General features: G+C 68.7%; 29 protein-coding genes and 1 tRNA gene. 8 read left to right on the forward strand and 22 right to left on the reverse strand.

The window, feature by feature from the left end; genetic code table 11:
- Positions 1-4 precede the first annotated feature (4 nt).
- Genes GON06_RS14095 through GON06_RS14105 form a run of 3 tightly spaced genes read right to left on the reverse strand, consistent with a single transcriptional unit; the run spans position 5 to position 1,739 of the window.
- Complete coding sequence (locus tag GON06_RS14095) at positions 5-694, reverse strand: hypothetical protein (RefSeq protein ID WP_157312870.1); 690 nt, start codon at positions 692-694, stop codon at positions 5-7.
- A 41-nt stretch (positions 695-735) separates the two neighbouring features.
- On the reverse strand, positions 736-1,350 hold the full coding sequence (locus GON06_RS14100; protein ID WP_332837566.1) for a M23 family metallopeptidase: 615 nt from the start codon (positions 1,348-1,350) through the stop codon (positions 736-738).
- Positions 1,347-1,739 carry a hypothetical protein gene (locus tag GON06_RS14105; protein WP_157312871.1) on the reverse strand — a complete coding sequence of 131 codons (393 nt, stop codon included), beginning with the start codon at positions 1,737-1,739 and terminating at the stop codon, positions 1,347-1,349. Before GON06_RS14105 ends, GON06_RS14100 begins: the two co-directional genes overlap by 4 nt.
- A 68-nt stretch (positions 1,740-1,807) precedes the next feature.
- Between GON06_RS14105 and GON06_RS14110 the strand changes: the two genes are divergently transcribed.
- The gene (locus GON06_RS14110; RefSeq protein WP_157312872.1) at positions 1,808-2,650 is read left to right on the forward strand and encodes a transposase; all 843 of its coding nucleotides are present in this window, start codon (positions 1,808-1,810) and stop codon (positions 2,648-2,650) included.
- 14 nt (positions 2,651-2,664) lie between these two features.
- Here the strand turns inward: GON06_RS14110 and GON06_RS14115 are convergent, their stop codons facing one another.
- Positions 2,665-3,447: an AraC family transcriptional regulator gene (locus tag GON06_RS14115; protein WP_332837567.1), complete on the reverse strand. Its 783-nt coding sequence runs from the start codon at positions 3,445-3,447 to the stop codon at positions 2,665-2,667.
- Between the two features lie 84 nt (positions 3,448-3,531).
- Between GON06_RS14115 and GON06_RS14120 the strand changes: the two genes are divergently transcribed.
- Positions 3,532-4,323 (forward strand): sulfite exporter TauE/SafE family protein, encoded by a 792-nt coding sequence (locus GON06_RS14120; protein WP_332837568.1) that lies wholly within the window; start codon positions 3,532-3,534, stop codon positions 4,321-4,323.
- 338 nt (positions 4,324-4,661) lie between these two features.
- Here the strand turns inward: GON06_RS14120 and GON06_RS14125 are convergent, their stop codons facing one another.
- From GON06_RS14125 to GON06_RS14135, 3 genes are all read right to left on the reverse strand, one after another.
- The gene (locus GON06_RS14125; protein ID WP_157312873.1) at positions 4,662-5,759 is read right to left on the reverse strand and encodes a fatty acid desaturase family protein; all 1,098 of its coding nucleotides are present in this window, start codon (positions 5,757-5,759) and stop codon (positions 4,662-4,664) included.
- 23 nt (positions 5,760-5,782) lie between these two features.
- Positions 5,783-6,325: a hypothetical protein gene (locus GON06_RS14130; RefSeq protein ID WP_232528472.1), complete on the reverse strand. Its 543-nt coding sequence runs from the start codon at positions 6,323-6,325 to the stop codon at positions 5,783-5,785.
- Between the two features lie 185 nt (positions 6,326-6,510).
- Positions 6,511-6,759, reverse strand: a complete 249-nt coding sequence (locus tag GON06_RS14135) for a hypothetical protein (protein WP_157312874.1) — start codon at positions 6,757-6,759, stop codon at positions 6,511-6,513.
- A gap of 120 nt (positions 6,760-6,879) precedes the next feature.
- On the opposite strand from GON06_RS14135, the gene GON06_RS18545 reads away from it, so the two are divergent.
- Positions 6,880-7,044 (forward strand): hypothetical protein, encoded by a 165-nt coding sequence (locus GON06_RS18545; RefSeq protein ID WP_181905862.1) that lies wholly within the window; start codon positions 6,880-6,882, stop codon positions 7,042-7,044.
- Between the two features lie 6 nt (positions 7,045-7,050).
- Here GON06_RS18545 and GON06_RS14140 read toward each other — a convergent pair whose 3' ends face one another.
- Positions 7,051-7,995 carry a diacylglycerol/lipid kinase family protein gene (locus GON06_RS14140; protein WP_332837570.1) on the reverse strand — a complete coding sequence of 315 codons (945 nt, stop codon included), beginning with the start codon at positions 7,993-7,995 and terminating at the stop codon, positions 7,051-7,053.
- Between the two features lie 662 nt (positions 7,996-8,657).
- Positions 8,658-8,734, reverse strand: a tRNA-Pro gene (locus GON06_RS14145).
- 120 nt (positions 8,735-8,854) lie between these two features.
- On the opposite strand from GON06_RS14145, the gene GON06_RS14150 reads away from it, so the two are divergent.
- The 5 genes from GON06_RS14150 to GON06_RS14170 are packed head-to-tail and all read left to right on the forward strand — an operon-like array spanning position 8,855 to position 11,918.
- Positions 8,855-9,439, forward strand: a complete 585-nt coding sequence (locus GON06_RS14150) for a GNAT family N-acetyltransferase (protein ID WP_157312876.1) — start codon at positions 8,855-8,857, stop codon at positions 9,437-9,439.
- 23 nt (positions 9,440-9,462) lie between these two features.
- The gene (locus GON06_RS14155) at positions 9,463-10,128 is read left to right on the forward strand and encodes a lysoplasmalogenase (RefSeq protein WP_157312877.1); all 666 of its coding nucleotides are present in this window, start codon (positions 9,463-9,465) and stop codon (positions 10,126-10,128) included.
- The gene (locus tag GON06_RS14160; protein WP_157312878.1) at positions 10,125-10,496 is read left to right on the forward strand and encodes an RNA-binding S4 domain-containing protein; all 372 of its coding nucleotides are present in this window, start codon (positions 10,125-10,127) and stop codon (positions 10,494-10,496) included. The genes GON06_RS14155 and GON06_RS14160 overlap by 4 nt, the downstream gene beginning before the upstream one ends.
- 52 nt (positions 10,497-10,548) lie before the next feature.
- Positions 10,549-11,085 carry a hypothetical protein gene (locus GON06_RS14165; RefSeq protein WP_157312879.1) on the forward strand — a complete coding sequence of 179 codons (537 nt, stop codon included), beginning with the start codon at positions 10,549-10,551 and terminating at the stop codon, positions 11,083-11,085.
- Positions 11,073-11,918, forward strand: coding sequence for a hypothetical protein (locus tag GON06_RS14170; protein ID WP_157312880.1), 846 nt, complete (start codon positions 11,073-11,075; stop codon positions 11,916-11,918). Before GON06_RS14165 ends, GON06_RS14170 begins: the two co-directional genes overlap by 13 nt.
- Before the next feature lie 149 nt (positions 11,919-12,067).
- Here the strand turns inward: GON06_RS14170 and GON06_RS14175 are convergent, their stop codons facing one another.
- The 13 genes from GON06_RS14175 to xerD all read right to left on the reverse strand — a co-directional run bounded on the left by GON06_RS14175 (position 12,068) and on the right by xerD (position 23,066).
- The gene (locus tag GON06_RS14175; RefSeq protein WP_332837571.1) at positions 12,068-12,976 is read right to left on the reverse strand and encodes an NUDIX hydrolase; all 909 of its coding nucleotides are present in this window, start codon (positions 12,974-12,976) and stop codon (positions 12,068-12,070) included.
- Between the two features lie 58 nt (positions 12,977-13,034).
- Complete coding sequence (locus tag GON06_RS14180) at positions 13,035-13,577, reverse strand: GrpB family protein (RefSeq protein WP_157312881.1); 543 nt, start codon at positions 13,575-13,577, stop codon at positions 13,035-13,037.
- Positions 13,574-14,041 (reverse strand): GNAT family N-acetyltransferase, encoded by a 468-nt coding sequence (locus tag GON06_RS14185; protein WP_332837572.1) that lies wholly within the window; start codon positions 14,039-14,041, stop codon positions 13,574-13,576. The genes GON06_RS14180 and GON06_RS14185 overlap by 4 nt, the downstream gene beginning before the upstream one ends.
- Position 14,042: 1 nt before the next feature.
- Positions 14,043-15,104, reverse strand: coding sequence for a Glu/Leu/Phe/Val dehydrogenase family protein (locus GON06_RS14190; RefSeq protein WP_157312882.1), 1,062 nt, complete (start codon positions 15,102-15,104; stop codon positions 14,043-14,045).
- 86 nt (positions 15,105-15,190) lie between these two features.
- Positions 15,191-15,628, reverse strand: a complete 438-nt coding sequence (locus GON06_RS14195; RefSeq protein ID WP_157312883.1) for an HIT family protein — start codon at positions 15,626-15,628, stop codon at positions 15,191-15,193.
- Between the two features lie 2 nt (positions 15,629-15,630).
- Positions 15,631-17,103: a ribosome biogenesis GTPase Der gene (der, locus tag GON06_RS14200; RefSeq protein ID WP_157313003.1), complete on the reverse strand. Its 1,473-nt coding sequence runs from the start codon at positions 17,101-17,103 to the stop codon at positions 15,631-15,633.
- Between the two features lie 61 nt (positions 17,104-17,164).
- Positions 17,165-17,866, reverse strand: a complete 702-nt coding sequence (cmk, locus tag GON06_RS14205; protein WP_157312884.1) for a (d)CMP kinase — start codon at positions 17,864-17,866, stop codon at positions 17,165-17,167.
- Positions 17,859-18,977 carry a prephenate dehydrogenase gene (locus tag GON06_RS14210; protein ID WP_332837573.1) on the reverse strand — a complete coding sequence of 373 codons (1,119 nt, stop codon included), beginning with the start codon at positions 18,975-18,977 and terminating at the stop codon, positions 17,859-17,861. Before GON06_RS14210 ends, cmk begins: the two co-directional genes overlap by 8 nt.
- On the reverse strand, positions 18,974-19,759 hold the full coding sequence (locus GON06_RS14215) for a pseudouridine synthase (protein ID WP_157312885.1): 786 nt from the start codon (positions 19,757-19,759) through the stop codon (positions 18,974-18,976). Before GON06_RS14215 ends, GON06_RS14210 begins: the two co-directional genes overlap by 4 nt.
- Entirely contained in the window at positions 19,756-20,337 is a 582-nt protein-coding gene (gene scpB / locus GON06_RS14220) for an SMC-Scp complex subunit ScpB (RefSeq protein ID WP_198346710.1), read from the reverse strand. Before scpB ends, GON06_RS14215 begins: the two co-directional genes overlap by 4 nt.
- A gap of 55 nt (positions 20,338-20,392) precedes the next feature.
- The gene (locus tag GON06_RS14225; protein ID WP_332837574.1) at positions 20,393-21,217 is read right to left on the reverse strand and encodes a segregation and condensation protein A; all 825 of its coding nucleotides are present in this window, start codon (positions 21,215-21,217) and stop codon (positions 20,393-20,395) included.
- Positions 21,201-22,034, reverse strand: a complete 834-nt coding sequence (locus tag GON06_RS14230; RefSeq protein ID WP_157313004.1) for a ParA family protein — start codon at positions 22,032-22,034, stop codon at positions 21,201-21,203. The genes GON06_RS14225 and GON06_RS14230 overlap by 17 nt, the downstream gene beginning before the upstream one ends.
- A 129-nt stretch (positions 22,035-22,163) precedes the next feature.
- Positions 22,164-23,066 (reverse strand): site-specific tyrosine recombinase XerD, encoded by a 903-nt coding sequence (gene xerD / locus GON06_RS14235; protein ID WP_332837575.1) that lies wholly within the window; start codon positions 23,064-23,066, stop codon positions 22,164-22,166.
- Positions 23,067-23,068 lie beyond the last annotated feature (2 nt).

Here is a 23,068-nt window from a genome sequence, read left to right on the forward strand (position 1 = left end):
ACGTTCAGTGCGGTGTGCGCGCTCGCCAGTAGTCCGGCGGCCCGGCGCTCGGACGACGCGGGCGGTAGGTCCTCCACGCCGTGAGGTAGCGGCGACCGCCGTACCCGACGGCGACGCCGGTGACGCACAGACCGATGATCACGCCGATCGCGACGGCGCCACCGACGGGCATCCCGAGGGTCGCGCAGAGCCCGCCCGCGAACATCCCGCCCACCGAGGCGGTGACGAGCACGCTGAGCATCAGGGACGACCCGAGCACCTGTTCGAGCGAGCCGCGCTCGCGGAGGAACGAGTAGGTCACCCGCATCCCACGCTCGTCGTCGTGGACGGATGCGAGGAACGCGTCAGCGGCCTCCGGGTCGATCTCGGCGTAGGCGCCGCGGATGCGGTTCATGGCGGTGACGAACATGAAGTCCTCCTCCGACACGGCGAGGACGCGGATGAGGGTGAGGATGCCGACGAGCGAGAGGAAGGCGAGGATGCCGAGCGCCGCGACCGGGAACCAGGTGGCGAAGTGGGTGGCCTGGCCGAGGAGTCCGATCGTGACGAGGCCTGCGGACACCAAGGTGAGATAGATCGAGATCCGAGTGAGCACCTCGCTCTGGGCGGTGCTGCGCGCGGCGAGGAGGCCCCAGTGCTCGGTCGCGAGGATCTGCAACCTGCGGGCGAGTTCGGCGTCGTCCCCGGTCGCCATGATCCATGGTCCCACCGTCGGAGGACGGTGGGAAGGGGACTTCAGACGTCGACGACGGTCCCGTTGCGCGGGAGCCCGCCGTGGAAGGTGATCGGGACGGCGTCGGCGCGGTCGATGTCGGCGGTGCTGATCGCCTGGACGTGCAGGTGCGGCTCGGTGCTGTTGCCGGAGTTGCCGCAGCGCGCGAGCGGAACCCCGTCACGCACGGTGTCCCCACGGCGGACGTCGATGCTCCCCCGCTGCAGGTGGCACAGGGCGACGATGACGTCTCCGGTCTCGAGCAGGACGTGGTTGCCGGCGAGGGCGACCCACCCTTCGGAGCTGCGGCGGCGCTGGGTGAGGGCGTAGCCGATCGACGGGAAGCCGCGATGTGCGTGGTGGTCGGGCTCGCCGTCGTGCGCGGCGATCACCCTTCCGTCGGCCGGGGCGAGGATGGGACGGCCGAACCCCGGGAAGTGCTCCGGCGGCTCCGGACGGAGCAGGGAGGCGGTCGTGAACCGGGCTGTGCGCCCTGCGGCATCCACCGGCACGAAGTCGATCGCGTACGACGTCGCGAACAGCGAGGTGCCGTGGCTGGGCACACGATCGGCAGGGCTGTTCTGCACCAGCCAGCGGCCGATGAACGGGTAGGCGAGGTCGACGCTGCGTTCGGTCACGCCGTGCGCACGGTCGGGAGGGTGCGCAGCGCGAGCGCCTGGCTGGCGGCGAAGATCGCGATGTCGATCGCGACGGCGAACACGGCGACGACGGCGAGGAGCGTTCCTGCGGCGATCGCGCAGAGCGCGACGAGAAGCGCGGCGAGCACGTTCACGCCCATCACGGTGCGCAGCGCGGTGCGGATGCGCAGCCGCGCCAGCATCCAGAGCACGAGGCCCGCCCACAGCACGACCGCGACTCCGGCGGCGGCGATGAGCGGCTGCGGGATCGCGACGACCGCAGCGATCGATGATGCGCGCAGCGCGACCGCGCCGCCGAGCAGTGCACAGTAGATCGCGTCGAGGCGGAGGCTCCAGGTGCCGAGCGCGCGTCCGTCGATCCGCTTCATACCCGACAGTATGTCAGCGGCGCGCCGGTGCCGACAGGGCGGATGCCGGGGAGCGTAGGCTCGCGGCCATGGCCGATTTCACGACGATCGCGAGCGATTTGTACGCCCTCGCTCCGGCTGCCTTCATCGCCGCGCGCAATGCGCGCGCCTCCGATGAGGCGGATGCTGCGCTGGCGAAGCGGATCCGCACGCTCCCGAAGCCGTCGGTCGCCGCGTGGGTGGTGAACGTGTTCGCGCACGAGCGGGCGGACCGGCTCGCCCAGGTGCTGCTGCTCGCCGAGGAGCTGCGTGAGGCGCAGGACGATCTCGATGCCGCGGCGCTCGCGAAGCTGGGGCGAGACCGGCGCGCGCTGACCCGCCAGCTCGCGCAGGAGGCGGTGGGGCTGGCCTCCGATCGCGGTGAGCGGGTCACGGCGTCGACGGCGGAGGCTGTGCAGCGGACGATCTCGGCGGCGTTCTTCGATCCGGATGCCGCCGCGGCGGTGGCATCCGGCCGGCTGGTGCGCGAGCTGTCCAGCGACCCCGTCGATCTGGAGGCGGTCGTCGGTGGTGGGGCGCCGGCACCCGCTGCCGTCAAGGAGGTGCCCGCCGACGAGGTGCGCGCTCGGCGCGAGCGCAAGGAGGCCGAGAAGGCGGTGCGCGAGGCCGAGAAGGAGAGGGACCGGGCGGAGAAGGAGCTGTCGCGGGTCGCGGCTTCGCGGGCCGAGGCCGAGGAGCGGGTGGAGCGGCTCGAGGCGCGGGCTGCGGAGTTGGCCAAGGAGCTCGAGCGGGTGCACGCGGAAGCGGAGAGAGAGCGGGCATCTGCCGAGGCGTTGACTGAGCGACAGCGAGCTGCCGACGATCGACACGCCGAAGCGGAGATGGCGCTTCAGCGGGCCCTTCGCGGAGCGGCGGAGAAGGCCGAGCGCTAGCCCGGCAGCGTCGATCACGCCACCGAGGGCGAATCGTTGCGAGTGCTCAGTCGTGACGGGGGCATGCCGAACTCCCGAGCGAACGCGACGGAGAACGCTGAGGGCGATGAATAGCCGAGATCGGTCGCCACCTGGGACACGGAACGATGGCGCAGCATCGGGATGGCGGCGAGCAGCAGCGCGCGAACGCGCCATGACGCTGGGCTCATTCCCACCTCAGCGCTGAAGTGGCGGGTCAGTGTGCGCTCGCTCATGCCGACGGTCCGTGCCCAGGCCGCGTTGCTCACCGACGCATCGGGAGCGGCCAGGAAAGACCGGCACAGGGCGGCGAACGGCGCCTGGATCGGGAGCGGCACATGCAAAGGCGTCTCGGGCAGCGCCGCAAGCTCGTGCAGGATCAGCGCGACGAGTGCACCCTCCCGATCCACGGCAGAGTACTCCCCCTCGATGTCGGAGGCGGCGAGCAGCAGCTCACGCAGCATCGGCCCCACACCCACCACACGGCAGGACGCCGGCCACCATGGCACGGCCGCCGGCTCGATGTAGAGACTCGAGGTCTGCACGTCGAGCATGCGCACCTGGTGTCGCGTCCGCGGCGGGATCAGCACGCCGCGCTCGCCCGGGACCGTCCACGCACCGTCATCGGTCTCCACCAGCATCGTCCCAGTAGCTGCGTACAGGAACTGCGCCCGTCGATGCTCATGCCAGCGCAGAAGATACCCAGGCGGGTAGTCGGTGGCGATGGGCAGCACAGGCACCGGTAGCTCGTCTACCGCCGCCAGCGACACGTTTCGCACGGAACAATGCTATTGGCTGGAACTCGCACTGATGTGCCCTCTATTCGAATGCAGGACAACACTGCCGTCGCTGTACTGGGTTGAGTGATATTCCTCCTCGTCCTCATCGGCGTTCTCACCGGGGTCACCACGGTGCTGTTCGGATTCGGCGGCGGGTTCGTGACCGTGCCGGTGATCGTCTGGGTCGTGGCCGCGAACGGCGGGGAGGACGCCGGCCGAGTCGCGGTGGCCACTTCGGCCGTGGTGATGGTCGTGAACGCCGCGATCGCCACGTCCGCCGCTCGTCGCGACGTCCTCGTCCTGCTGCGCGGGCGCGGCCGCCTCCTCGCGCTCCTCGCAGGCGGCGGAGCGATGGGCGCGGTGATCACGCTCGGTCTGCCTCCAGACGTCGCCTCCTGGGGCTTCGTGGTCTACCTGGCTGCCACGATCGTGGATGTGCTCGTACGGCCGGGCTTCCTGCGGCCCTCACGGGCAGCCCTCGGCTCAGGACCACCGATCCCGGACCTGCTGGGTGCCCCGATCGGCGCCATCGCCGCGCTTCTCGGCGTCGGGGGCAGCATCATGACCGTTCCCCTGCTGCGACGCTCAGGACTTCCGATGGGCGTCGCCGCCACACTGGCCAACCCGATGACGCTCGCCATCAGCATCCCCGCAACCCTCGTCTTCCTCACCGCCAGCGGCCACGCTTCATCCGGCGGCGTGCTGATGATCGGCGTCGTGGATGCGGGTGCCGCCGGACTTCTGCTGCTGGGCGCTGTGCCGGCGATCCTGATGCTGCGGCACTGGCCGCCGCGCATCCCTGATCGTCTCCATGCATGGGCCTACCTGGCTCTGCTCCTCGCCGCGGCGCTCGCGATGGTCGCGCGGATCGCTTGAGCGGGAGGATCCTCCGCAAGCAGCTGTCTCGATCGATTGACAACGATCGCGGTAGACCGAGCCTAGCCATCGAACTGCCGGTGGCGTGTCCGGGGGATCGAACCTGCGGTCGCGGCGCCAAGGAACTGATGTCGACGAGCGACCTCATAGCCGTGTTTGAACGACAGCTTCAGCATGGCGGCGCCGATCCGGCGACCATCAGCAGGAAACGCCATCGTCTAGGCATGACGCATGCCGATGGAGACGACGAACCCGTCGCGCGGGTTGCGCAGCGCCTGCTCGGCTCAGGGTCGACCAGGTGGGCGAGCGCGTCCTCTCACTGCGGCTTCGGAGCTCAGTCAGTTCGTGGTGAGGTGTGCGCGTTGTTCGATGAGCGGGCAGGTGAAGACGTCCCGTTCTCCGAGTCCGACGCGGTTGATGTATCTGATGACGATTGCGTAGGAGGCGAACAGTCCGGTCTCGGTGTACGGCACGTCGTGGGCATGGCAGTAGTCCGCGATGATCGGCGCCGCGCGGCGCAGGTGCGGGCGGGGCATCGAGGGGAACAAATGATGCTCGATTTGGTAGTTCAGCCCGCCCATGGCGATGTCGAGGAACCGGGCGCCTCGGATGTTCCTGCTCATCATCACCTGCCGCCGCAGGAAGTCCAGCTTCATCTCACGTGGTACGACGGGCATTCCTTTGTGGTTGGGCGCGAAGGACACGCCCATGTAGAACCCGAACAGCCCCAGCTGCACCGCCAGGAAGACGAAGGCGATTCCCGGCGAGAGCACGATGACCACCAGCACCAGGTAGCCGCCCATCCTCAGCGCGAGGAACGTGATCTCCACCCAGCGCCGCTCCAGGCGTCCGCGGGCGAAGACACGGCGCACGCTCGACGCGTGAAGCGAGATCCCTTCGAAGAACAGGATCGGGAAGAACAGCAGCCCCTGATGCGCACGCAGCCATGTGATCGCCGGGTTGTGCTGACGGGCCGCTGTCTCAGCAGTGACGGCGATGACGGGCAGCTCGATGTCGGGATCGGATCCGAGCTTGTTGGGATTGGCATGGTGCCTTGTGTGCTTGTGCTGCCACCATCCGTAGCTCATGCCGACCAGCAAGTCACCGAGGACCAGGCTGATCCAATCGTTCCAGCGGCCGGACACGAAGATCTGTCGATGCGCGGCGTCGTGGCCGAGGAACGCGATCTGCGTGAAGACGATGGCGAGGACCGCGGCGGTGAAGAGCTGCCACCAGGTGTCCCCGATCCACACGAAGGCGCCGAGGCAGATGGCGAGCACGAGTGGTGCGCCGACGAGTTTCGACCAGTAGTAGCCGTAGCGCCGGCGCAGCAGCCCGCGGGCGCGGATCTGCTGGGCCAGCTCGGTGAACGTGCTCGATCCGCGCGTCCCGCTTTCGCGGGGTCGCGTGCGGATCGTCGGACGGATGCCGTCCATGATGGCTTCTCTCCGGCGTCGTCCTAAGTGCGGACGGCGCCTCCTTCTTCGAACCAATCGGCGATGCGCGCGTCGTCATCGGACGGAGCCTCAACCGAGCGACTGGCGAAAGTGATGGAATCGGCGAGGGCGGCGACGGCCGCCGCGCGCTCCTGTTCGCGGTCCGAGGCGTCCTGGTGCCGGTGGGCTGCGATCATCCGCTCGGATTGAAGGCCGGCGCTGATCTCGCCGAGCAGAGTGGCGAGCACCGCGCCGAGCCCGTCCCGGAGTTCTTCCAGGTTGGTATTCGCGATCTCAAGTCGCCGATCAGCGACGTGCAGTTCGACGGTCGGGAATCCGTTCGCTGCCAGGTACGCGCGCGTCTCGTTTCCTTGGATCGCCGCGACCTCGTCTCGATCCGTCTTGCGCGTGAACACCGCTTCCACGGTGTAGCGGTCCGGCGCCTCGTCTGTGAGAAGCGTCGCCGGGAGCGAGCCGACGAGGACGGAACCCAGTCCCAGCAGTCCAGGGTCTTTCCCTGCGATCTTCACTTGTGTGTTCATGAACCGACGGTACGCCTCGAACATGTGTGCGCTCACAGGCAGCATTACCGGCGGGAGATGTCGAAGAGCCCTCACCGGATCGCGCGCGTCCCCATTGACCGTCATCACGGTGAGAGCTCTCACTCCACAATGAGCCACCAGATCCTCGCGAGAATCGGTGGCTCATTCGCGACACTACACCGGTCGCTGCTTCGCCGATAGTCTTTCTCTCAGCCGCGCTCATCAGGGCGCTGCGAGGCGATGTGTTTCGGTTTTGACGCCCGTACCCGATCCTCGAGATCCGCGCGCGCCGCGGTCTCCGCGGTTGCCGAGTACGGGTGCCAGTGCAACCCCACGGCATGATCCCAGCTGGTGTCCCCCTCACTGGGGGCGCGCGGACGGCGCTCGACTCCGCCGTCGCTCGTGTGTGTGGTCGTTTCGCGGTCGGCATCCTCTTCAGACAAACTCTTACTGTTCATTTGCTGACCGTACGCGTCCGACATGTACGCGCTCACAGGTTCGAGACGGGCGGAGACCCTCTTGCCGTGAATCTGTCCGGTTCTCGCCGTTCGCCTGGGATGACGCGTATGGTGGGGACCATGTGGACAGTACTCGTGATCCTGCTTGTGGCATGGGTGGTGCTGTCAGTCGTCGGATTCGTTTTCCAGGGTCTGCTGTGGCTGGCCATCATCGGAATCGTGCTCTTCGTCGGCACGCTCATCTTCGGAATCCTCCGTCAACGGGCCAAGCGCACGGCAGCCTGAGTCTCGTCAGGCAGCATCTGCCAGAGTGCAGATGTCGAGAGCTGCTGCTCTGACGGTGATCCGCGCGCGCTTGACCAGCCCGAAACTATCGCCGTCCAGTTCGATCCCCCGCGGAGCCTCGAACCGGGCGTCGAACCGCGTGCCTTGCGCGTACTCCAGCGCCCTCAGGTCCGGTGCGAGGCCGAGCATGTTCCGTCCGAACCGAGATCGGCCCGCGAGGCCGTGAAGGGTCAGGCGGGTTCCGATCCCCGCCCACCCCAGTCGACCCTTCGGACGGAACATCACCACATCCAACAGTCCGTCATCGACCTTCGCATTCGGGATCAACAGCATGTTGCCCGTAAGAGTCCCGCAGTTGCCGACGATCACCGTATGCGCACGCGTCGACCGCACATGTCCAGCGTCGACGCGATAGTCCAGCTGGAACAGACGGTTCGCGATGACCGATCGTGCAATCGGCGCCACATACGCCATCCATCCCAGGCGTTTCTTCGCCAGCACGGTCGTGTTCTCAGCCATCTCCGCATCGAGTCCGATACCGGCCATGACCAGGAACAGATGCGTGCGCCGCTCTCCGGTCTCCTTCTCGAGCTCGACCACGCCGACGTCTATCGCTCTGGTCGCTCCCGAGAACGCCGCAGCGACTGCGTCATCGACGTCATTCAACGGAAGTCCGAGGTTTCGGGCCAGGAGATTCCCGGTTCCGGCGGGCAGCAGCGCCATCGGCGTACCAGTCCCGTGCACAACCTCGGCGACCGTCCGCACGGTGCCGTCTCCGCCGGCGACGATCATCAACGTCGGGTCGCCGGCAAGCGCGTCCTCGGCAGCACGAACCCCGGAATCCTCGCTGCTCGTCTCATACCAGCGAGACGGCTCCCAGCCGTGCGCACGCTCCTGCTCGCCAACGGCGCGGCGGATCTGGTCAAGAGGCACTTTGACCGGGTTGTACACGACCGCCGCACGCTGTGTCCGCATCCCCCGAGCGTACGCGCGCAGACAGTGAACAGGATCAATCAGTAGCCGACCTGGAACTCAACCACAGCAACAAGATGAGCGGAATCCAATGTCTCCGCCTTGAGCCGTCTCCTCAGGCGTTGACGCCCCCAAGAAGAAGCAGCTGGGCGACGCAATGGAAGCACAATGAGGAACGAGGCGGGAGCGTCGGACGCGCCGAGCTCGGCTACCTCAATGTGCGCAAGGACTTCGGCGGACGTCTGGTCAACACCATCGATGTCGATCCGGCCCGTGCACGCTGACTATTTGGGCGTTCGAACAGTACGCGACCAACCAGCAAGGCGTCGACGAGGCGTACGCCTTCGTCTATCTGCTCGAAGACCCGTGCGCGCTCTACATGCAGCCGCCCGACAACATCCCCAGCCAACTTCGCTCAGCGTTCTTCGGCCGATTGGATGTCCGTGTCACCGATCGCGACGTCACGGTCGACTCGCAACGCACTGAACTCAACGAAGTCCTACATGACTGGCGCACGCACAATCGGCTCAGCGCCCAGACCCACGCCCACCAAAACGAAGAGAGCCTCCCGCGATCTCGCGGAAGGCTCTCTTCAGACCTGTACCGACTTACTCAGTCCAAAGGTTCGAATAAGCCTGTAGTGGTCGGGCTGACAGGATTTGAACCTGCGACCCCTTGACCCCCAGTCAAGTGCGCTACCAAGCTGCGCCACAGCCCGTGGACGACCGCGCTTCCGCGCGGGCAACTCCATTATCCTAGCCGACCCGAACGGCCATCGCGAACCACCGCCGGCCCGGGCGTGGTGGCCGATGTCCGTGACCCGGCGTAGCGTGCTGACATGGTCACGATCACCACGGAACGCGCGACGGTCGAACGGTGGGACGACGTGCAGCACTCCCTCACGGGCGGCGGCGACGGAGCATCCTGTCAGTGCATCTGGCCGATGCTGCGCAACAAGGACTGGGACGCGACGAACCTCGATCAGCGCCGCGACATGCTCCACGACGAGATCGCGGATGGCCCGCCGCCCGGCATCGTCGCCTATGTCGACGGAGAACCGGCCGGATGGATCCGCATCGGCCCGCGCACTCGCCAGGTGCGCCTGGCCCATACGAAGGCGATCGTCGCCGCGACATCCGAGCCGTTCGACGATGACAGTGTCTGGGCGGTGAGCTGCTTCGTCGTGCGCCGCGAGCATCGCAACAAGGGCGTGAACGCCGCGCTGCTCGACGCGGCCGTCACATACGCCAAGGAATCCGGCGCACGCCTGGTCGAGGCGTACCCGGTCGACACCGGCGGAGCGAAGGGACGCAGCAACGACCTCTTCCACGGCGTGCTGACGACGTTCCTCGACGCAGGATTCCACCAGGTAGGTGAGCTGAAACCCGGCCGCCCGCTGGTCACGCGCGAGTTCTCGCACTGACGGCACGGCAATACGATGGAAGGATGCCGCGACGCACCGCCGCCCGCCTGCTGATCTGGGTGCCCTACATCGCTCTCTCCGTCATCCACGTGATCGCGCTGGCGACGGAGAGCGACCTCGCCGCTCCGACGAAGATGACGCTGATGCCTCTTCTCGCACTGCCCGTGCTGTTCGAGGCCCCGCGGCTGCGACCGCGATCGGTGCTGGCCCTTCTGCTGGCAGCTCTGCTGTTCTCGTGGTTCGGTGACGAGGCCGGTGCCTTCTTCCCGTGGGGGCCCGAGCTGCCGCTGATGCTGCTGTTCTTCGGCATCGCACACGTGGCCTACATCGTGCTGTTTGCGAAGTATCTGCGAGTCCGTCGCATCCCGTGGTGGACGCTGATCTACGCGGTCTGGTGGGTCGGGATGCTCGTGATCCTCGGCCCGTCGATCGGCGCGCTCATCTTCGCGGTCGCGGCCTACGGACTGGTGCTCGCCGGGACCGCGACGATGGCGGCGCGCTGCCATCGTCTGATCACCGTCGGCGGAGTGTTCTTCCTCACCAGCGACTCGATCCTCGCGTTCCGACTCTTCCTGCCCGACGCGATGCCGCAGTGGACCAGCCCGGCCGTCATGCTCACCTACACGCTCGGCCAAGGTCTGATCGTCGCCGGCGCACTCATCGCCGCACGCTCTCGGAGGGAATCATGAGCGAGGGCACGGCACGCGTAGACAGCTGGCTCTGGGCGGTCCGGATCTACAAGACCCGCTCGGCGGCGACGACTGCATGCCGTGCGGGGCATGTCCGGCTGAACGGCGACAAGGTCAAGGCCGCGCAGTCCGTGAAGCCTGGTGACGAGCTGCGCGTTCGGATCTCCGGGTTCGACCGCATCCTCGTGGTGCGGCAGACACTGACCAAGCGCGTCGGCGCACCCCTCGCAGCCGCGGCGTATGACGACCGCACTCCCCCGCGCGAGCCGATGGCGATGAACGCAGTCCGCGACCGCGGTGCAGGACGCCCGACGAAGCGGGAGCGCCGTGACATCGATCGACTGCGCGGGCGGGAACCCCTCGACTGAGCCCTGTGGATAACTTCCGCGGCTGTTGCGGGATCTCGGTTACCGTAGCCGGGTGACGTCCTCTCGCATCCTTCCCGTCCTCGCCACCGGCGTACTCGCCCTCGGCCTGCTCGCAGGATGCGCGCCCACGCCCGAGCCGAAGCCGACCAAGACGGCGGCGTTCGCGTCGGACGAGGAGGCATTCGCGGCGGCGGAGGAGACCTACCAGGATTACATCGGGGCACTAAACAACGTAAAGTTCGAGGACCCCACGACGTTTACTCACGCTTTCGAGCTTTCCCGAGGCGAACTCAATGCTTCGGACCGTGAATACCTTTCAAGCATGCACGCAGAAAGTTACTCGAGAACGGGTTCCACCGTGGTCGGATCGTTCGAAGGTGACAGCTACGCCGCCAGCGAGGGCACCATCCACGCAACCACATGCATCGATGTCAGCGATGTAGACATCGTGGACGAAGACGGCGCTTCCGTGGTCTCTCCGGATCGACCGAACGCATACAGAATGGCGGTGGTCTTCGAGATCGATGAGGACAGGATTCTGGTCACAGAATCTTCGCCGACCGAGGATCTTGACTCATGCGACGCCTGATCATCACAGTCGTCCTCTTAGCCGTGTTCCTATTTGCCGGCTCCGGCGCTGCTCACGCGGTCGAGCGCACTGGCACCTCCTGCGGCGCCGCCGCCGAAATGGGATGTCCAAAGCAGGGAATCTCTGGCAACCACGTAGAGGTCACGTCAAACCAGACCAAGCCAGGCACGAGTGAATCCCAACCCAAACATCATCGCCCCGGTCATGCTTCGGATGATAAGGGCGTTCCGGAAGCGCCGGTCCCCGATCCGATGACCAAGTGCAGACTCAACTGGACGAACTATCACGGTTGCGAGCACGATCCCGCTGAGGCCGAAGCGCCGACCACTCCGGTCCCGACGCCTGGCATCCCCGCCATCACGATCACCGATCTCGCCAGCTTCGCCCCTGCAGCAGCCACGCTCACCGGCGAGCCTGAGAACCTCGGTGTCGCGGGGCTGCCAACCAACATGGTCACCGACGCCGCCGTCCACACCGAAACGGGCACGCTCTTCAACTTCCCCATCGCCGTCCGTTTCACGCCCGCCACCTTCACCTTCGTCAACGGCGACGACAGCACCACCAAAGCGACCACCGGAGGGGCCAGCTGGGCCGACCTCCGCCAGGCGCAGTTCACGCCCACCGACACCAGCCACACCTACGCGGCGCGCGGCACCTACACCGCTCGGGTCGACGTCGCCTACACCGCCGAGATCGACCTCGGCGCCGGGTGGTTCCCGATCACGGGGACGCTCAACACCACCGGCGCCGACCAGCAGATCCGCATCTTCGAAGCACACACGGCGCTGGTCGCACACACGTGTAACGAGACTCCCACCGCACCTGGCTGCTGAGGTACCGCGAGAGCGCCCTTCGTCTCGCTTCGCTCGCTCAGGACCCGGAGGGTGGAGTGCGCCGCTCTCCCGAGGGGTCGAAGAAGCCGGAGCGCCCTTCGTCTCGCTTCGCTCGCTCAGGACCCGGAGGGTAGAGCGAGCCGCCTTGCTCAGGGTTCGGGAAGCTGGCCCAGCAGCCACCCTGCCGACTCGAGGCGGGCGCCTGCGGCCTCGGCGCGCTCCCGCAGTCCGCGGTCGCTCGTCACGACCGTCACCGCCATGCCGGTCTCGACCAGGCGCGTCGCCTCTGCGACGATCGCGTCATCGCCGCTGCCCGGTGCACGCACGACAGCCACCACGCCGTCGCCGTCAGCCATCGCCCGGGCCTCGCCCTCGACGACGAAAGACACCACCGGATGCCAGCGCTCCGCCGGAAGTCCGAGAGCCGACGCCGCGACGCCGTCCGCGGCCCATGCCGACACACGGGCGTGCAGCCTCTCGGCCGCGCCCACCCGGTCCTTCCACCATCCGTCGGGCACAGAACCCACCACGTTCGCGGCATCCACCACGATCGCCGGACGCACGTCCAGCAACGCCGACAGACGCCCCCACGAATCCGCGAATCCCGGATGCAGCTCGCGCTGCGCCACCTCCGCGACCGGAACCCACTCCAGCGCCACGCTCTCGGGGTCGCTGATCACAGGGTCGAAGGGCTCCACGACATCCGCGACGACCGTCGTGTACGTCCAGATCGACAGATCCAGCACATTCGAGAACCTCGGGCGCAGCGCCCCGTACGGGATGCCGGCCTCTTCGCGCGCCTCGCGCAGCGCACCGTCCAGCGCCGACTCGTCCTGATGCCGCGCGCCACCGGGTATCCCCCAGGTGCCACCGAAATGACTCCAACCGACCCGGTGCTGCAGCAGCACGCCGCGCTCCGCATCCACCGCCAGCACTCCCGCGGCGCCGAAGCGGCCCCAGTACCGCTCCCCCGAGTCGGCCACGACCCAGGCATCCCCTGGGTTGAGCGGGCCCAGCGGCCGCCGCGGTTCGCCGGGCTCAGGAGGAACGATCGTCACCCGTCCACCCTTTCACAGCACGGCCGCCCGGGCACGGACGCGACGGTCTGTGACGATCTCACGTCCCGGTGTTCAGTTCGTACAGCTCGCGCTTCTCGTCGTCCGTGAGCGCCGACACGGCGAGAACCTCCTGCAGCACCTCAGACTTCCCCGCGATGTACCTGTCGATGTCCATCGACGGGTCGTCCGCCAGCGCGGTCTTCACCGCGGCGTACCTGTTGCGCAGTCCGGCATCCGCCCGCAGCGCATCCCGCACCGCGACGTGCGCACGCACCTGCAGCGTCCCCTCCACGCACACGTACACGTGCCGCGGAACCCCGTCCTCCGGCGCGAGGAACGCCTCACGGTCGACCAACCCGAGGTTCCCACGGTGCGTGTACCCCGCGGCTTCAAGCGCGCGGATCGCGTCGGGCACCGCCTCGCGCCGCACGATGACGTCGACATCGATGGTCGGTTTCGCCGCCAGGCCCGGCACCGAGGTCGAACCGACGTGCTCGATCGCCACGATCGGAACTTCCGCCAGCGCGGCCCGGAGTTCATGAGAGATCCGGTCGAAGAAACCCGGCCACTCCGTCGCATACGGCTTCACGGTCACCGTCATCTGCGTCCTTCCTCCACGATGTGCGCTTCGGGCGTGAACCGCAGCACGTTCGTCTCCCGCGGCACGAAACCCGCCGACTCGTACAGCCGCAGCGCGGACTCGCGCGACGGGCGCGACGTCAGGTCGAGCGTCCGCAACCCGCGCTCCGTGGCGATCGAGGTCATGCGGGTGAGCAGCATCCGGGCGATCCCGCGCCCGCGCATCGATGCGTCGACGGCGACGTCCTCGACATGCCCGCGCAGCCCGGAGGGCAGCGGCAGTGAGACGAAGGTCGCCATGCCGACGATCCTGCCGTCGGCGCGAGCGACGATCAGGTCCGTCGCGTCGTGCGCGATGATCGCGTCGAACCGTTCCCGGTCGAAGATCGCCGTCGTCGAGAGCTGCGCGAGCAGCGAAGCCAGATCCTCGGCCTCGGAATCACCGATCGCCGTGAGGATCTCGACCTCGATGCCCGCGCCGCTCACGTCAGACCGCCGCTCCCGCGCGCAGCCGCGACGCCGCGAGCTCCTCCGCGGCGGCCAGCGGCGTGATACCGCGCACCTCGGCGTCGTCCAGGATCGTGCGCACGGTGTCGCCGATGCCGGCCACCCGCGCCATGATCTCCTCGCTGGTGCCGAGCTGCTTCGCCTCGAGGTCGAGATAGATCACGCCGCCCGCGTTCACGACGAAGTCGGGCGCGTACAGGATGCCGCGACCCGCGAGCCGGTCCGCTCCGGAGTGGTCGGCCAGCGGGTTGTTCGCAGGTCCGCAGACCGCCTTCACGTCGAGTGCGTCGATGACGTCGTCGGTGAGGATGCCGCCGATGCCGGCGGGCACGAACACGTCACCGGGCACCAGGTGCTCGGTCCCGGGCTCCGCCCAGGTCGCGCCGATCGACGCCGCGAACTCACGGCGCGCGGCGTTGATGTCGGTGACGGTCAGCACCGCTCCCTCGTCGGCCAACCGCTGCGCGAGGCGCCCGCCGACCTGGCCGAGGCCCGAGATCGTCACGCGGCGACCGGCCGCGGACGGCGAGCCGGTGAGCTTGGACAGCACGGCCTGCAGCGACGAGTACACGCCGAGGCTGGTCGGCCCGGCGGGCTCACCCGAACCGCCGACGGTCGAGGGCAGACCGACCACGTGCGCGGTGCGCTCACTGACCGTCAGCATGTCGTCGGTCGTCGAGCCCACATCCTCGGCCGTGCGGTACGCCCCGCCGAGCAGCTCGACGGCGTCGCCGAGGTCGAGGAACGCCGCGCGACGCCGATCCGCATCCAGCGTCTCGCCGGGCTCGAGCCGGATGACGGACTTGCCTCCACCGGCATCCAGGCCCGCCGCGGCGTTCTTCAACGTCATCGCGGCAGACAACCGCAGCGCGTCGCCGAGGGCGTCGCTCCAGTGCGGGTAGGTCCACAGACGCGCACCGCCGAGGGCGGAGCCGAGCACCGAGGAGTGCAGCGCGACGGCGATGAACAGCCCGCTCCGCGGCCCGGTGATCACCTCCACGCGCTCGTGGGTGAAGTCTGGCAGGGGCAGGGTGTGCGTCATCGCATCCTCTTTCGGCGGGCCTCGTGGGCGCAGTCAAGCGGATGCCGGGAGTGGTGGCATCCACCTGCCATCGTAGGCGTTCCGCCTCAGCCGCAGTCCATCGCGAGCGCGCGCCTGATCACCTCGGAGTCAGCGTCGAGCAGGGCACGCTCGCGCTCCGGGGCGTGATGCGTCAGGTCGGACCATCCGTCTCCCACCGACCGCGGAATGACGTGCAGATGGACGTGGAAGACGCTCTGATTCGCCGCTTCCCCATCGCACAGCAGCAGGTTGATCCCGTCGCAGGGAATGCCGGAGCGCCGCAGCGCGCGGGCGAGCTCCCGCCCGGTCTCCCAGACGCGCACGCCGTCGACGGCATCGAGATCCTCGAGCCCGACGGCATGCGCGCGGGGAACGACGAGCAGGTGCCCGCGCGTGACCGGGAACCTGTCCATGAAGGCGACGACCGTCTCGTCCTCGTAGACGATGCTCGCCGCCTCCTGTCCGCGCACGATCGCGCAGAAGACACAGGTCCCGTCGGTCATGACTACCTCTGGCGCCGCTCCCTGACCCGCATGTTGATGACGATCGGCGTGCCCTCGAACTCGTACAGCTCGCGCAGGCGGCGCTGGATGAACCGGCGGTAGCCCGGGTCGAGGAATCCGGTCGTGAACAGCACGAATGTCGGCGGGCGGGTCGATGCCTGGGTGCCGAACAGGATGCGCGGCTGCTTGCCTCCACGCAGCGGGTGCGGGTGCGCGGCGACGAGCTCGGTGATGAACGCGTTGAACTTGCCGGTCGGGATGCGGCGGTCCCAGTTCTCCAGTGCCAGCTCGAGCGCGGGCACGAGCTTGTCGAAGTGGCGTCCGGTCTTCGCCGAGATGTTCACGCGCGGAGCCCACGCGACGTGCGCGAGGTCCTGCTCGATCTCCCGCTCCAGGTACCGGCGACGGTCGATGTTCTCCATGTCGTCATCGAAGAGGCGGTCCCACTTGTTGAAGGCGAGCACCAGCGCGCGGCCAGACTCGAGCACCATGTCGATGATGTTCAGGTCCTGCACGCTGATCGGCTGACTGACGTCGAGGACGACCACCGCGACCTCGGCCTTCTCCAGCGCGGCCGAGGTGCGCAGCGACGCGTAGAAGTCCGCGCCCTGCTGCAGGTGCACACGGCGGCGGATGCCGGCGGTGTCGACCAGGCGCCAGAGCTTGCCGCCCAGCTCGACGATCTCGTCCACCGGGTCGCGCGTGGTGCCGGCGAGGTCGTTGACGACCACCCGCTCCTCGCCCGCGGCCTTGTTCAGCAGCGAGGACTTGCCCACGTTCGGGCGGCCCAGGATGGCCACGCGGCGCGGTCCGCCGATCTCGGCCTTGGCCACCGCCGACACGTCGGGCAGCTTCTCCATGATCGCGTCGAGCAGGTCAGCCACACCGCGGCCGTGGATCGCGGAGACCGGATGCGGCTCGCCGAGACCGAGGTTCCACAGCGCGGCGGCCTCCGGCTCCTGGCGGGCGTCGTCGATCTTGTTCGCAACGAGGAACACCGGCTTGCCGCTCTTGCGCAGCAGACGGACGACGTGCTCGTCGGTCGACGTGGCGCCGACCATCGCGTCGACGACGAACAGCACGACGTCGGAGAGATCGATCGCGACCTCGGCCTGCGCGGCCACCGACCGGTCGATGCCCTTGGCATCCGGTTCCCAGCCGCCGGTGTCGACCAGCGTGAAGCGGCGGTCGAGCCACTCGGCCTTGTACGTGACGCGGTCGCGGGTGACGCCGGGGGTGTCCTCGACGACGGCCTCGCGGCGGCCGAGGATGCGGTTCACAAGCGCCGACTTGCCGACGTTCGGCCGGCCGACGATCGCGACCACCGGCAGCGCCGGCAGGTACTCGATGCCGTCCTCGCCGAGCGTGACGCCGGCGAGCAGTGCGTCGTCCTCGTCCTCCAGCTCGTAGTCCGACAGCGAGGCGCGCAGCACCTCGGCACGCTGGTCGGCGAGCTCCTCGTCCAGCGCAGCCATCTTCTCGGCGAGCTGGTCGGGCGCGCCCTCGTACTCCGCCTGCCCTGAGTCGTTCGTAGGGTCAGCCATTTCGTTCTCCTAGCCGTTCGCCGATCACCGCGAGCACGGCGTCGACGGTCTGCTGATAGTCCAGTTCGGTGGAGTCGACGACGTCCACCCCGGGTGCGGCGGTGAGGAAGTCCACCACCGCGCTGTCGCTGCGGTCGCGCTTGTGCAGCGCCTCCGCGACAGCGGCGGCGTTCTCGCCGCCGAGCTCTGCGGCGCGCCGGGCGGCGCGCACTTCTGGTGCCGCGGTCAGCAGGATGCGCACCGGCGCATCCGGTGCCACCACGGTCGTGATGTCGCGTCCCTCGACGACGACGGCCGGGTACGGCGCCTCGGCGACCAGGCGCCGGAACACGTCGTTCACCTGCGCGCGCACCGCCGGCACGCGCGCCACGCCGCTCACGGCCGCCGAGACGCGCGGGTCGCGGATCGCATCGGTCACGTCCACGTCGCCGACCGCCACGCGACGGTCGTCGGCGTCCAGTCCCTGCTGCAGCGGGAAGTCGGATGCCGCCGCCAGGACGGCCTGCTCGTCCGCGGTGTCCGCACCGCGCTCGAGCACGTACCAGGCCAGTGCCCGGTACGCGGCGCCGGTGTCGAGGTAGCCGAACCCCTGCCGCCGGGCGATCTCCTTCGAGACGCTCGACTTGCCCGAGCCAGCCGGGCCGTCGATCGCGATGAACTTCGCGGCATCCGTCGTAGAGGTGATGTCAGTCATTCGTGCTCCCTGCGATCCGCCATCCGCGTGACTCGAGCCCCTCGATCGCGCCGCGCAGCGCGGCGGGCGCGACGCTGATCTCGGCCAGACCGAACTGCGCACCGGGCGAGTGCTCGAGTCGCAGGTCCTCGACGTTGACCTCCAGCTCGCCGAGCTCGCCGAACAGGCGACCCAGCTGACCCGGGGTGTCGTCGACCATGACGACGAGCTGCTCGAACCGGCGGTTCTGACCGTGCTTGCCCGGGAGCCGCTCGACGCCCTCGTTGCCGTGCCGGATGGCGTCCGCCACCGTGCGCCGCGAGCCGGGGGCATCCGGATCGCGCAGCGCGGACGAGACCTCGCGCAGATCCTCGGCGAGGGCGTCCAGGATGTCGACCACCGGCGCCGCATTCGCCCCGAGGATCTGCACCCACAGCTCGGGAGCGGATGCCGCGATGCGGGTCGTGTCGCGCACACCGGGGCCGGCCAGGCGCAGTGCGCCCTCCTCGGCATCCGCCAGGCGTGCCGCGAGCAGGCTCGCGACGACCTGCGGCACGTGCGAGGTCAGCGCGACCGAGCGGTCGTGCTCCTCGGGAGTCATCTCGAGCGGCATCGCCCCGACGTCGAGCGCGAGCGCCTCGACCAGCGACAGGTCGGCCGCGCGCGTCTCCTCGTCGCGGCACACCACCCAGGGGCGTCCGATGAACAGGTCGGCGCGTGCCGAGATCGCTCCCCCGCGCTCGCGACCGGCGAGCGGGTGGGAGCCGATGTAACGGGTCAGGTCGACGCCACGGTCGCGCAGCGCACGGTAGGGCTCGAGCTTCACGCTCGCGACATCTGTCACCACAGCATCCGGGAAGCGCGCCAGCTCGGACTCGATCACGTCCGCCGTGACGTCCGGCGGCACGGCGACGACGATCAGCGCAGGGCGGTCGTCGACGGAGGCCGCGCGGCCCGCGCCATAGTCGATGGCGAGGCGCAGCTGCGCCGGCGAGGCGTCGGCGAGGGCGACGTCCACGCCCTTCGCGCGCAGCGCGTGACCGATGCTGGCACCGAGCAGGCCTGAGCCGACGATGCGCACGGTGCCGGATACGCGCGACTGCGTCGCGGCACCATGGCCTGGTTCGGTCACTGCTTCTCCTGCACGTCTCCCGGCGCCTGATCGGCAGGGGTCTCCTCGCGCGACAGAGTCAACAGCGCGCCGAGTTCGATTTTAGTCAGTTCGCGGCTCTTCCCGGCAGGGAGCGTTCCCAGGTGCAGCGGGCCGAACTGCCGGCGCACCAGATCGATGACGGGATGCCCCACCTCGGCCATCATCCGGCGGACGATGCGGTTGCGCCCGGAGTGCAGGGTCAGCTCGACGAGACTGGTGTTCCGCGAGGTGTCCAGAAGCCGCGCCTTGTCGGCCTTGATGAAGCCGTCCTCGAGCTCGAAGCCCTTGGTCAGTCTCGCGATGGTCTGCGCCGTGACGGCGCCCTGCACCTTGGCGATGTAGACCTTCGTCACCCCGAACGACGGGTGCGCGAGCACGTGCGCCAGTTCGCCGTCATTGGTGAGGACGAGCAGGCCGCTGGTCTCGGCATCCAGCCGGCCGACGTTGTACAGCCGCTCGTCGTAGTCCTTCGTGAAGCGGCGCAGGTCGGGGCGCCCCTTCTCGTCCTTCATCGAGCTCACCACGCCCGTCGGCTTGTTGAGCATCACGTAGCGCTTCGAGACATCGAGCTGCACGGCCGTGCCGTCCACGTCGATCAGGTCGTTCTCGGGGTCGATGCGCCTGCCGAGCTCGGTGACGGTGTGCCCGTTCACCCGGATGCGTCCCTCCACGATGTACTGCTCGATCACGCGCCGCGAGGCGACGCCCGCGTTCGCGAGAGCCTTCTGCAGGCGGACGCCCTCGGGTGCTTCGTCAGTCATGAACCAATTCCTTCGTCGAATCCGTCTGCACCGTCGTCGAGCAGCGGCGAGATCGGCGGCAGCTCGTCGAGCGAGTTGATGCCGAGGTGCTGCAGCAGCTGGTCGGTGGTGCCGTAGTTGATGGCGCCGGTCTCGGAGTCGGCGAACATCTCGGTGATGAGCCCGCGAGCCAGCAGCGTGCGGACCACCGAGTCGACGTTCACCGCGCGGATGGATGCCACCTGGCCTCGCGTGACCGGCTGCTTGTAGGCGATCACGGCGAGCGTCTCGAGCGCCGCCTGCGACAGGCGGGCCGGCGCCTGACCGCCGATGAACTCCGCGACGAGGTCGTCGTGGTCGTCACGCACGTACATCCGCCAGCCGCCGCCGACCTCGCGCAGCTCGAACCCGCGCCGCCGGCCGGCGCCGCGGCCGTCGTAGTCGTCGACGAGCGTTTCGAGCGACTGCCGCACGGCGGGCACGGGCGACCCGACGGCGGCGGCCAGCGCGACCAGTCCGATCGGCTCGTCGACGATCAGCAGGATCGCCTCCAGGCGCTCGGTGAGCGGGGTCTCGAGGACACTCTCCGCGTCGATCATCTCATCGGTCTCGCGCACGTCATCGGTCTCGCGCACGTCATCGGTCTCGCGCACGTCATCGGTCATAGTCGGCTCCCAACGTCGCCAGCATCTCGTCGGACCAGCTCTCGGCGGACCAGCGCAGGGTCAATTCGCCCAGCGGCTCCAGCTGCTCGAAGGACAGCGCGGCATGCCGGTACAGCTCCAGCACCGAGATGAACCGCGCGACCACGACACCGGGCTCCGTGGAACCGGCGACCAGTTCGCGGAACGTCAGCGACGGCGACCCGCGCAGCAGCGTCACGACGATAGCCGCCTGCTCACGGATGCTGACCAGCGGCGCGTGCAGATGATCGAGCCCCACCGAGGGGATCTCCTTGGGCGCGAAGGCCAGCAGCGCGAGCGCGGCGAAGTCGTCGGCGCTGAGGGTCCACACCAGCTCCGGGGTCTTCTTCCGGTGCTTCTCCTCGATCGGCACGGCGCGCACATGACGGCGCTCCTCGCGCTGCAGGCAGCGCGAGAACCATGCTGAGACCTCCTTGAACGCCCGGTACTGCAGCAGCCGCGCGAAGAGCAGGTCCCGCGCCTCGAGCAGCGCGACGGATTCCGCGTCGACCAGTTCGCCCTGCGGCAGGAGCCCCGCGACCTTCATGTCGAGCAGCGTCGCTGCGACGACGAGGAACTCGGATGCCTGATCCAGCTCGTCGTCGCCGTCGAGATCCTTCAGATACGAGATGAACTCGTCCGTGACCTTGCTCAGCGACACCTCTGTGATGTCGAGCTGATGCTGCGAGATGAGGTTCAGCAGCAGGTCGAAGGGTCCGTCGAAGTTGGACAGCGAGACTCTGAAGCCGGACGCCTCGGCATCCTGATTCTGGACGTCCTCAGGCGACGGCGCCACGGGACACAAGCTCCCGCGCCAGTCGCAGGTACGCCTGGGCGGCGGGATGCTCGGGCGCGAACTCGGTGATGGGGACGCCCGACACCGACGCGTCGGGGAACTTCACGGTGCGGCCGATCACGGTCTCGAGCACGTCGTCGCCGAACGCCTCCACGACGCGCTCCAGCACCTCGCGGGAGTGCAGCGTGCGCGGGTCGTACATCGTCGCCAGCACACCGTCGAGCTCGATCGCCGGGTTCAGCCGGTCGCGCACCTTGTCGATCGTCTCGATCAGCAGGGCGACACCGCGCAGCGCGAAGAACTCGCACTCCAGCGGGATGAGCACTCCGTGGGCGGCGGTGAGCGCATTCACGGTGAGCAGGCCCAGCGAGGGCTGGCAGTCGATGAGGATGACGTCGTACTCCCCCGCGACCTGTCGCAGCACGCGCGACAGGATCGTCTCACGGGCGACCTCGTTGACGAGGTGCACCTCGGCGGCAGAGAGGTCGATGTTCGCGGGCAGCACGTCGAGCCCCTCGACGGCCGAGTGCACGATCACGTCGTGCGCGTCGCGCTTGTGGTCGAGCAGCAGGTCGTAGATCGTGGGGATGTCGTGGGTCTGGATGCCCAGGCCCGCCGAGAGCGCGCCCTGCGGGTCGAAGTCGACCGCGAGCACCTTGCGTCCGTACTCGGCCAGTGCCGCAGCGAGGTTGATGGACGTGGTGGTCTTGCCGACCCCGCCCTTCTGGTTGCAGAGGGCGATGATGCGCGCCGGACCGTGCGAGGTGAGCGGTGCGGGGATGTCGAACCCGTGGTAGGGACGACCGGTCGGTCCCATCGGGATGTCGTCCTTGGTCTTCTTCGCCACCGGTTCTCCTGCTCCTCGTGCTCGGTCGATTGTATCGATACCGCTCCCCTCACTCATCCCGGCGCGCCCAGGTCGGCGCGCACCGCCGCGCGCGGCCGCTCAGCGCGCGCGGGGGTGCGACGTCGCGTAGATGTCGCGCAGGGTGTCCACCGAGACGTGCGTGTAGATCTGCGTGGTCGCCACCGACGCGTGCCCGAGCAGCTCCTGCACGACGCGCACGTCGGCGCCGCCCTGCAGCAGGTGGGTGGCGAAGGAGTGCCGCAGGGTGTGCGGCGACACCTCGGCGGTGATCTGCGCGCCCTGCGCGGCGGCCCGGATGATCAGCCAGGCACTCTGCCGCGACAGCGGCGCGCCGCGCGCGCCGAGGAACAGCCGAGCGGATGCCCGTCCCTTGGCCGACAACTCAGGGCGGACCCTGGTCAGGTAGGCGTCGACGGCAGCACGCGCGTAGGAGCCGAGCGGCACGATCCGCTCCTTGTCGCCCTTGCCGCGCAGGCGCAGCACATCGCCGTGCGACAGGTCGTCGACGTCGAGAGAGACGGCTTCCGAGATGCGGGCGCCGGTGGCGTACAGCAGCTCGAGCAGCGCCCGGTCACGCAGGCCGAGCGGCTCGTCCGCGCTCGGGGCGCCGAGCAGGCGCTCCACCTGGTCGATCGTGAGCGCCTTCGGCAGCCGGCGCGGCATCTTCGGAGGGCGGAGCCGGCCAGTCGGGTCATCCGGCTCGATCTCCTCCCTGGCGAGGAAGCGGTGCCAGCTGCGCACCGACGACTGCAGCCGGGCCAGGCTGGTCGCCGCAGGCGGCGGCTCCGCGCCGGCGCGCGCGGCGACGAACGCCTGCACCACGGCGGGAGTGATCTCGGCGGTGTCGCCGATCCCCTGTTCCCCCAGCCACTCCCGGTAACCGGCGAGATCACGGCGGTAGGCCGCGATCGAATGCTCCGACAGGCCGCGCTCGATCGTCACGTGCCGCAGGTACGCGTCGATCGCCCGGTCGAGCTGCACGG

This window comes from Microbacterium sp. MAH-37 (assembly GCF_009758255.1).
Lineage (GTDB): Bacteria > Actinomycetota > Actinomycetes > Actinomycetales > Microbacteriaceae > Microbacterium.